This window comes from uncultured Gimesia sp. (genome assembly GCF_937919775.1).
In the GTDB taxonomy this organism is placed as follows: Bacteria; Planctomycetota; Planctomycetia; order Planctomycetales; family Planctomycetaceae; genus Gimesia.
Window position 1 is genome coordinate 1 of sequence record NZ_CALFPF010000140.1, and the last position, 9,932, is coordinate 9,932.

A 9,932-nucleotide genomic window follows, 5' to 3' on the forward strand; every position below is an offset into this window, starting at 1 on the left:
GGATTTCATAAGAATCTGATTAACAACTCAAGATGCAGTCTTATCCAGTAACTACAGGGACTCTCAATTGGCCCCGCATAAAAATCAAAAAAACGCTCCGATACCAGCCAGAAACTTTGCACTTTTTAATTGAGGTAAATCATCAATCAAAATCTATTTATGTACTTATCCGGGAAACCCCATGACCATACTCGTGACAGGAGGCGCAGGTTACATCGGCTCACATTGCGTCCGGCAGCTCATTGCGGCGGGGCAGAAAGTATGTGTAATCGACAACCTGTCGCGCGGCCATCGCGAGGCCGTCCCTCCGCAGGCTTCGTTTTTTCAGATCGACCTGCTCGACACAGAACAGCTGACCGATATCATGAAATCGCAGCGGATTGAAAAAGTCATCCACTTTGCCGCGCTGGCGTATGTCGGCGAATCGGTCGAGAATCCGCTCCCTTATTATTCCAACAATACGGCAGGCACGATCTCGCTGTTGCGTGCGATGCGACAGTCGCGGGTCAGCCAGATCGTGTTCAGTTCGTCCTGTGCCACGTATGGTATTCCTGCCAGCATTCCCGTCACGGAAGACAGCCCGCAGACTCCCATCAATCCGTACGGCTGGTCAAAACTGTTCATCGAACAGATGTTGATCGACTGCGCCCACAGTTATCCCAACTTCGGTTTTATCGGCCTGCGGTATTTTAACGTCGCCGGCTGTACGCACGACGGCGCGCTCGGCGAAGATCACAATCCGGAAACGCATCTGATTCCGAACTGCCTGAAGACGGCCCTCGGACAACAATCACAGATGACGATTCTGGGCAATGATTATCCGACCGCAGACGGCACCTGCATTCGCGATTATATTCATGTCGACGATATCTGTGCGGCGCATCTGCTGGCCTTAGACGCACTCACGCCTGAGGCGCAACGCTTTTACAACATCGGTCTCGGCCACGGCTATTCCGTGCTGGAAGTTATCAAAACCGCAGAGCGCGTGACCGGCTGCGAAATCCCAATTGAGTACCATCCCCGCCGACCCGGCGATCCGCCGGTGCTGGCCGCTTCGAACGAAAAAATCAGTCGCGAACTGGGCTGGTCGCCCCGTTATACGTCGCTGGAAGAGATCATCCGGAGTGCCTGGAACTGGTTTCAAACACACCCGCACGGATACGAACACAAAACCGGCTCCCACACCGGAAATGAACCGAAGGATCACTCGTGAGCACTGACTTTCCTGAACTGCGCTTCCAGGGACAACTGCGTCCTTCACAGGCAGAAGCGATTTCTGTTGTCGAGCAGCAGTTGGCCGCCGGTCAGAAACGACTGCACATCGTCGCACCTCCCGGTTCCGGTAAAACGGTGCTGGGGCTGTATCTGTGGGCGCATCATATTAAACGTCCCGCACTCGTACTGTCGCCGAATTCGGCCATTCAGTCTCAGTGGGCGGCGCGCACGGATCTGTTTCAATTCGACGGTCCGGCCGACAGTCCGATAGAAAATCTGGTATCCACGGCTACAGACAGCCGTGCGTTACTCACCTCGCTGACTTATCAGGCGGTCACACTGCCTCGCCAGGGGGATGAGGATCTGGAACTCGAAGCGATCCAGTATTGGGTGGATCTGCTGATTTATAAAGAACAGGCACAAGATCCCGCCGAAGCGATGACCTGGATCAGCGACCTCAAAACGCACAACCCCGACTACTACGAAAAACGGATGCGGTCGTACCGGAAAACGGTCCGCGATGAATCGATCCTGAATGGAAACGCGCTGGACATGCTGCACGCTTCGTCGAAGCGAACTCTGGAGTCATTCAAGTCTCTGGGCATCGGCCTGATCATTTTCGATGAATGCCATCATCTGATGGGGCACTGGGGCAGGGTACTCGCGGATGCGCATGAGTTTCTCGAACAGCCGGTGATCATCGGTCTGACCGCCACACCGCCCGATGAAAAAGGGAAACGGCAGGAAGATGTCGACCGGTATCACGAATTCTTCGGCCCGATCAATTACGAAGTTCCGATTCCGGCTGTGGTGAAAGACGGTTATTTAGCCCCTTATCAGGACCTGGCCTATTTTGTCCGTCCCACCGCCGACGAACTGACTTATATCGCCAACACCGACGATCAACTGCATCAGATTGTCGAAACACTTTGCACGGCTCACGAACCCGCGCCGGTATTACAGACCGCCACAGCAGACGCACCCGCTGCGCTTCCGCCGGTAGCCCGAGTCGAACCGCTGCAGGACTGGCTGTACAATTCCTTACAGAATCTGGAACTCCCTTCCGGCAAGGTAGATGACTGGACCACGTTTGAACGCCGCGATCCTGCACTCGCCGATGCCGCCCGTCTGTTCCTGCAGGAGTGTGACTGGGAACTGCCGGCCCATGTGCCACCGGTTTCAATTGATCTTATGGACGAGGAAATCCCGCGACTCACTTACTGGGGGCCGGTGCTGGATCGTTACATCCGGCATCGCCTGCGACGTTCGCCGTCACAGGAGGATCAACGTCTGGCCGAACGGGTGATCGATCACCTGCGACTGCTGGGAATGCAGATTACCGAGACCGGCTGTCAGCCTTGTGCTTCTCCCGTCGGACGCGTGATCGCGTACTCCCGCAATAAAGTCAAATCGCTGCTCCCGATTCTGCAGGCGGAAATGGAAACTCTGCAGGACACCATTCGCGCGGTGGTCATCGCCGACTTCGAAAAAACCTCAGCCACCTCCGCCGAGGTGAATCATCTGCTGGATGAAGAAGCCGGCGGCGCGATTGCCGCGTTTAAAGAACTGCTGAACCACCCGGAAACAGAGCGTCTCAATCCGGTGCTGCTGACCGGCTCCAGTGTGCTGGTCGACGATGATATCGGCGAACTGCTGCAGACAAACGCGGAACAATGGCTGCAGGATCGACAGATCGAGGTGAAGTTAAGCCGCGAACCCTTTGAAGGCTTTTACATGCTGAACGGCAGCGGCAGCCAGTGGTCGCCGCGTATTTATGTCGAAATGATTACCGACCTGTTTCAGGCCGGCGTCACGCGCTGTCTGGTGGGAACCCGGGGGCTGCTGGGCGAAGGTTGGGATGCGAACAAAATCAATGTACTGATCGATCTGACCATCGTCACAACATCAATGAGCGTGAATCAACTCAGAGGTCGCTCGTTCCGCCTCGATCCCGAAGTCCCGGAAAAAGTGGCCAACAACTGGGACGTCGTCTGCATCGCGCCTGAGTTCACGAAAGGGCTCGACGATTACGAGCGCTTCATCAAAAAACACAAAACCCTGTTCGGCGTGACTGACGACGGCATGATCGAAAAAGGGGTTGGCCACGTACATGCCGCGTTTACCGAGATGAAACCGGAGGGGCTGGAAGGTTCGATCCAACTGCTGAACAGCGATATGCTCTCGCGGGCCGCGTTGCGTCCGGCCTCCCGTGCACTCTGGAAAATTGGCGAACCCTATCAGGGGCTGCCCGTAAAAACCATCGAAATTCTCCCCGCGGGCAAAACCGGAGCAGGGTGGGGCTTCCCGCCCTTCAGTGGTCTGCGTTCCCCCTGGTCAGCACAATCATTAACGCAGGCCATCAGTCGTGCCGTGCTTGAGTCACTGCAGGCGGCGGAACTTTTGCCTGCTGATTCAAAACTCCAGATCGGCTCACGTTCGGGAAATTATGTTCGCGTTTTTCTGGATCTGGCAGCGGAAGAAGAATGCGCCCTGTTTCTGGAAGCCGTGCATCAGGTGTTCGGGCCCCTGCAGGGCGCACGTTACGTCATCCCGCGGCACGTCCGTCAGATCAAAGACACCTGGATTTCCAGACTCCTGCCCGATCTGCTGGGAAGATTTTTCCGCAAACAGGATCAGGAACTGGCCATGCTGCACGCCGTTCCGGCAATCCTGGCGCGCAACAAACAGCTGGTCGAGATTTTTGAAACGCACTGGAATCAACACGTCAGTCCCGGTGAAGCGCTGTTTGCCTATCGGGGAGAAGGCGCGCAACTGCTGGAACAGGCCGCGCATGACGGACTCGTTCCCCACAGCAAAATCCACATGAAAGAAACGTTCCAGTAAACGGTTCTCTGCCGAAAAAAAGGCGGGGCAAACATGATTGCCTGCCCCGCCGGTTCTCACTCATTTCAGACAGCGGTTGCCGTGCGTTCTTTCCGATGCGAGATTGACTTGTCGGCAATCTGATCACCGGAAACAGTGGCCGTCTCAGCATGACTGGTTAAACAGCCGCGCTGTTTTTCAAAACGGACCACAACCTGCTGCTTTTCAAAGGTTAAATGCAACGTCGTCCCTTTTTTCGGCGACTGCGAATTGATGACATCCGAGATGACCGGCGTCACAAAACGTTCAATCGTACGTCGTAAAAAACGTGCCCCGAAATAAGGGTCATAACCTTTCGCTGCCAGCCAGTCGAGCATCACCCGATCCGGCTGGATCTTCAACCGGTTTCGTTTCAAGCCGATACGCTCCTGCAGCAGATTCAGTTCACACGCGGCAATCGCCCGAATGTCGTTCGCATTCAGCGAGTGAAAGTACACAATCTCATCAAAGCGATTCAAAAACTCAAACCGAAACCATTCCACCAGACGGCGATGAACCGCCTGTTCGACTTCCTGCTTCGAGGAAAACCCTTCGGCGAAACCGATCATGTTTCTCCGATACAGTTCTGCCCCCGCATTGGTCGTCGCGATGATCACCGTCGAACGGCAGGAAACCGATTCGCCCGTTCCATTAATGAAACAGCCTTCATCGATCAACTGCATAAACCGGTCCAGCACCAGCGGAGAACACTTTTCGAACTCATCCAGCAGCAGCACCGTGAACGACTGCCCCTGCAGACGCTGTGTCAGCAGGCCCTGTCGCTTTTGCAGACTGTACTCATCCGGATCTCCAAACAACGTTCCCGCTGCACCGTCAGACTGGTAATCGGCCATATTCAGCCGCACCATACTGTCCGGTCGCCCGAGCAGATACTGCGACAGCTTCTGCGCGATGTGCGTTTTACCGACGCCGGTCGGACCGGCAAACAGAAACGCCCCCAGCGGACGCCGCACATCACTCAGACCGGCTTTAGTAATGCCGATCATCCGCACCACAGCTTCGACGGCCGGATTCTGTCCCAGCACAACCGATGCAAACTGATGATGCACTTTTTTCAGATCCAACGGCAGATCAGGGTCGATCAGTGACAGAGGAACCTTATGCACCTGGTGAAACCGCGTGATGACATCGGTCTCGGTGACCGTGTTCTCATCATCGCGTACGACTTTCACCTGATTCAACAGATCCAGCACCTTACGCGGCATATTCAATCGAGACAGGAAACGATGCGTCAGCAATAACGCCTCTTCCTGCGCCGACTCCGTAAACTGAATGCCTTCTGTCTGGTACTGATTCTCCGACCACAGACTGACGATCTTTCGCGCTGTTGACAGATCCGGTTCATCTACCTTCAAAGCCACAAAATGGCTCTCCAGCTCAGGGTAGTTCTCAAACATCGCTTCCACACTGACGCGATTTCCTTCCGCCAGCAACGGACGCTCCGTCTGATAGGCAAATGCCTGGAACAGGGGCTGCAGATTATAATCATTCATGACTTCCATATCACAGAAGAAAGGAATGATATTTTCATCCGCCGCCAGCAGCGCATCCAGCAGATTTTGAAATTCACCGCGCAACTGGTTTTCTTTTTTCAGACATGCCATGGCTCGCCGGAACGATAATTTCACAACACGCGCGTTTTCAAAAGCCGCTGGACCTTCCCCCGCCTCGCTGAGCGCGACGAGTTTGTAAATCACCGAAGACTTCCCCACGCCCGAACCGCCGTACAGAATCGGAAACCGGCCAGCGTTCAGAACCTCTACGACATCGCAGACCAGTTCATCCAACAGAAAGACCGGCGCTAATTTCCCCGCCTGCGCTTCCGCAGTCAAATCGCGTTCCAGCCATTGATTGAGAACGGCCTGCAGACTTTTTGCCTGTTTTGACATTTGTGTTCTCCACATTTCCGGTTTCCTGAAGGGGGGTTCCTCTCCCTGCTGCAGCACAGAAAACCAACTCGCTGAAACAGAGAAAAACAATACCCTGATGACGGGCTCTCTCTGCCGGGGGTTCGCCGGACTGAGCTGATTTCTTAGTAAAAACAGATGTTTTCCTTCAGATTCAGAACCAGACAGAATCAGAAACGGCGCTGCTGACCCGCAGATTTCTACGCATTTAGCTGACAGCGGTCATGCGACCTGATACAATTCTTAGCATTGTTAATGAAACACTCTCCTCCGTATCCCGCCTCTGCATACAACAGGATTTACGATGACTCAGAAACGACACCACCGGCTTTTGATCGCGTTGACTTTGATCGGACTTTTCTTCCAGCCTGGTTCATCCCAAGCAGCCGATCCGGTCAAAGACCGTCGCAAGGTCATCGGGACCACCGCCGCTGACCAGCAATTGAGTGACTATTTTCGCGATCACACCATGCGGCTGGCTAACCGCAGTCTGAAGGACATCAAAGATCTGGAGACCTGGGAAAAGAAGCGGGGGACGTACCGCAAGCAGTTGTTCGAAATGCTGGGGCTGTCTCCCTTACCGCCTAAAACCGATCTCAAACCGGTCATCACAAACAGCATTACCAGTGACGGCTTCATCGTGGAAAATATCACATTTCAGTCGCGCCCCGGCCTGTATGTGACAGGCAACCTGTACCGCCCGATCAAACAGGAAGGAAAAATCCCCGCAATTCTGTATGTCTGCGGTCATGGAGGCGTCAAGAAAAACGGCATCATCTACGGCAACAAGGTACATTACCAGCATCATGGCGAATGGTTTGCGCGTAACGGTTATGTCTGCCTGACGATTGACACTCTGCAGTTGGGTGAAATCGAAGGCCTGCATCACGGCACCTATCGTGAAGGGATGTGGTGGTGGCTGTCGCGCGGTTATACGCCGGCCGGCGTCGAAGCCTGGAACTGTATTCGTGCGCTGGATTACCTGCAGTCGCGACCGGAAGTGGATGGTGAAAAACTGGGAGTCACCGGCCGCTCCGGCGGCGGGGCTTACAGCTGGTGGATTGCCGCTTTGGATGAACGCATCAAAGCCGCCGTGCCTGTTGCCGGCATTACGAATCTTAAGAATTACGTGATTGATGGCGCCGTGGAAGGGCACTGCGACTGTATGTTTATGGTCAATACGTATCAGTGGGATTACGCCCAGGTCGCCGCGTTGGTAGCACCGCGTCCCTTATTGATTTCCAATACCGATAAAGACAGCATCTTTCCGCTGGATGGCGTGGTTGACGTTTATAATAAAACCATGCAGATCTACGAACTGTATGGCGTGCCTCAGAATCTGGGTCTACAGATCACCGAAGGCCCGCACAAAGACACCCAGGAACTGCGGATTCATGCGTTCCACTGGTTCAACCATTTCCTCAAAGGCGATGATTCGCTGATCGAAATGGCGGCGACGAAATTCCATACCCCCGAAGAGCTCAAAGTCTTCAAAACGCTGCCCGAAGACCAGAAAAACGCGAAGATCCACGAATCATTCGTCGAACAGGCTAAATCCACAGTTCCAGAAGACACGGCCCAATGGCATCAAATGACCGAACAATGGAAAAAACAACTCCTGCAGAAATCGTTCGGCGGCTGGCCGGAAAAAAACGATTCGACCACCAAAACCAAAGTCGAAACGATCACCAAAGATGGACTGACGCTCAAAACCATTTCGTTCGACAGCCAGAAACATGTTCCTTTGAAACTGTTTGTACTGCTTCCCGAACAAAGTCAGACCCCAGCCGTCGAACAAGTCACTCTGAACGTGATCGATCAACAGGAGTGGGACATCATCACAACAGCACTGTCTTCCACTTTTCCGGACTCGTTCTCTCCCGGCTCGATTAAGGAAAATGCAGCCGAGATCTACCAGCAAATGCGAAACAAGGTTCTCACTGGAAAATCGGCTATCGCTTTCGTGGCACCACGGGGTGTTGGCTTGAGTCAATGGAACCCGGATAAAACGAAGCAGACACAGATCCGACGCCGGTTTTATCTGCTGGGACAATCAATGGAAGGCATGCAGATCTGGGATGTCCGCCGCGCCATTCAAGAATTGAAAGCACAACCCGAGTTCGAAAAAGCGTCTTTAACGCTGCAGGCAACCGGCGATTCCGCCGTATTGTGTCTGTATGCGTCCCTGTTTGAGCAGGGGATCAGCGAACTTGATCTCCGGGGGCTACCCGATTCCCATCAGACAGGGCCGGCACTCCTCAACGTATTGCGGTTTCTGGATCTACCTCAAACCGTCGCCATGGCCGCCAGTCGCTGTCCGGTCACCTTAAGCCATGTGAAAGCAGAGGAGTGGAAGTATCCTGCAGAGGTCAGCCAGAAAATGGGCTGGGAGGAAAAACAGCTGCAAATCAAGAAATAATCCGGAGAATTCGAAATCGAGTTCCAATCGGCTCTCTCTGCAGAGTTTGCTCCTCGTGCGCTCTCAGCTATAATCGCTTCAGATCAACCATACATCAGATTACATATGATAGTTGATTCTGAGTGATGAACGACTTTCCTTTTCCATTTTAGCAAGGTGACCCGACGTGAATCGTCCTCCCCATACTGCCGCTCCCCAGCCTGAACCCACGATGAACATGACCGAGGGCTGGCATTGCCTGCACCTGTATTACCGCGTTGATCAAGGCGTACTGAATCAGATCGATCAGAATACCCGCGCCGAGGGCCGTGAAACACTCGCCGCGCTGCTGGATCCGAAACATCCCGATGCCCCGATTCGCATTCAGACATCAATCGTCTCCGGCCATAAAGCCGATCTGCAGGTGCTGATTATGGACCCCGATCCGATCAAGATCGACAGCATCAAACAGGCGATCCGTGCTTGTGGCCTGGGCCCGGCTCTGATTCCCACTTATTCGTTTGTTTCGATCACCGAAATTTCTGAATACGTTCCCACGCTGGAACGCTACGCAGAAAAACTCAAGCAGGAGGGGACCGATCCGGAAAGCCCGGCGTTTCAGGCCAAGATGAAAGCGTATGAAAGCCGTCTGCCTGCGATGAATCAGCAACGAATCTATCCTGAGTTTCCCGACTTTCCAGTCTGCACGTTTTATCCGATGAATAAGTCGCGTGTTCCCGGCGCCAACTGGTACATGGAACCGTTCAGCAATCGCTACAGCATGATGGCAGAGCACGGGTTGAGCGGAATGAAATTCGCCGGCCGCGTCGTGCAGGTCATTACCGCATCCACGGGCTTTGATGACTGGGAATGGGGGGTCACCTTATGGGGTCGCGCTCCCGAGCCAATCAAGGAAATTGTCTACACCATGCGATTCGATAAAGCTTCGGCCAAGTATGCGGAATTCGGACCGTTTTATTTAAGCTATGTCGTCTCCCCGGAAGAAGCAATCGCCCATCTCAAACTGTGATAGTTCGAGACAGGCGATCTGTCTTCTCAGGCAATTTATGATAAACGCGATCGCTTATCTGCGAAAGCGGTAGTTGGTGTTGGAATCATCGAATTCGCTCGTAGCCAGTTCTGACTTCATATTGATGTCGGTGAATGAGTACGATTCGATCAGAGTCTGCTCGTCCAGTTCTTCCGGGGAAGAACTCGCCAGATCACCTTGCGGCCAGCCAAAACCGCGAACAAAAATCGGCAGACAGGTTTTTTCATCGATATAGATGACTGATTTGCGATAGGTTTCCGATTCTTTCGCGTTGGAAAAATGAGCGATGAAACAGTAGCAGTCTTTTCCATCATATTTCTGATTGGGCAGCATCACGCATTCGGTGTTGAGATTTTCATCGAGATCTTTTTTACGATAATCGATGATCGTTTCCGCCAGCGCTTTAATTCCGGCTTTGGTGATCGGATAGCGTGATTCCTGCATGGCCAGCGAACCGTAGGGATCCAGCTTCAATGTC

General features: G+C 53.5%; 6 protein-coding genes. 4 read left to right on the plus strand and 2 right to left on the minus strand.

Translation table 11 applies throughout. The features are described 5' to 3' along the window. The first annotated feature begins 181 nt into the window (after positions 1-181). Together galE and Q0294_RS03805 are read left to right on the plus strand one after the other, a co-directional pair. Positions 182-1,213: a UDP-glucose 4-epimerase GalE gene (galE, locus tag Q0294_RS03800; RefSeq protein ID WP_299461085.1), complete on the plus strand. Its 1,032-nt coding sequence runs from the start codon at positions 182-184 to the stop codon at positions 1,211-1,213. After that, a complete protein-coding gene (locus Q0294_RS03805; RefSeq protein WP_299461087.1) occupies positions 1,210-4,059 on the plus strand; it encodes a DEAD/DEAH box helicase family protein in 2,850 nt (949 codons plus the stop codon). Before galE ends, Q0294_RS03805 begins: the two co-directional genes overlap by 4 nt. 65 nt (positions 4,060-4,124) lie before the next feature. On the opposite strand, the gene Q0294_RS03810 is transcribed toward Q0294_RS03805, so the two are convergent. Further along, positions 4,125-6,002, minus strand: coding sequence for an AAA family ATPase (locus Q0294_RS03810; RefSeq protein WP_299461089.1), 1,878 nt, complete (start codon positions 6,000-6,002; stop codon positions 4,125-4,127). A 307-nt stretch (positions 6,003-6,309) separates the two neighbouring features. On the opposite strand from Q0294_RS03810, the gene Q0294_RS03815 reads away from it, so the two are divergent. Next, positions 6,310-8,424, plus strand: a complete 2,115-nt coding sequence (locus Q0294_RS03815; protein WP_299461091.1) for an acetylxylan esterase — start codon at positions 6,310-6,312, stop codon at positions 8,422-8,424. Between the two features lie 166 nt (positions 8,425-8,590). Then, positions 8,591-9,433, plus strand: coding sequence for a hydrogen peroxide-dependent heme synthase (hemQ, locus tag Q0294_RS03820; protein WP_299461093.1), 843 nt, complete (start codon positions 8,591-8,593; stop codon positions 9,431-9,433). Between the two features lie 54 nt (positions 9,434-9,487). Here hemQ and Q0294_RS03825 read toward each other — a convergent pair. Beyond that, positions 9,488-9,932, minus strand: a 445-nt coding sequence (locus Q0294_RS03825; RefSeq protein WP_299461095.1) for a DUF1571 domain-containing protein, incomplete at its 5' end; no start/stop codon positions are given.

Excerpts from the sequence above, each read along its gene's own strand:
- Q0294_RS03815 (WP_299461091.1), top strand. The coding sequence starts at position 6,310 with ATGACTCAGAAACGACACCACCGGCTTTTGATCGCGTTGACTTTGATC.
- galE (WP_299461085.1), top strand. The coding sequence starts at position 182 with ATGACCATACTCGTGACAGGAGGCGCAGGTTACATCGGCTCACATTGC.
- Q0294_RS03810 (WP_299461089.1), bottom strand. The coding sequence starts at position 6,002 with ATGTGGAGAACACAAATGTCAAAACAGGCAAAAAGTCTGCAGGCCGTT.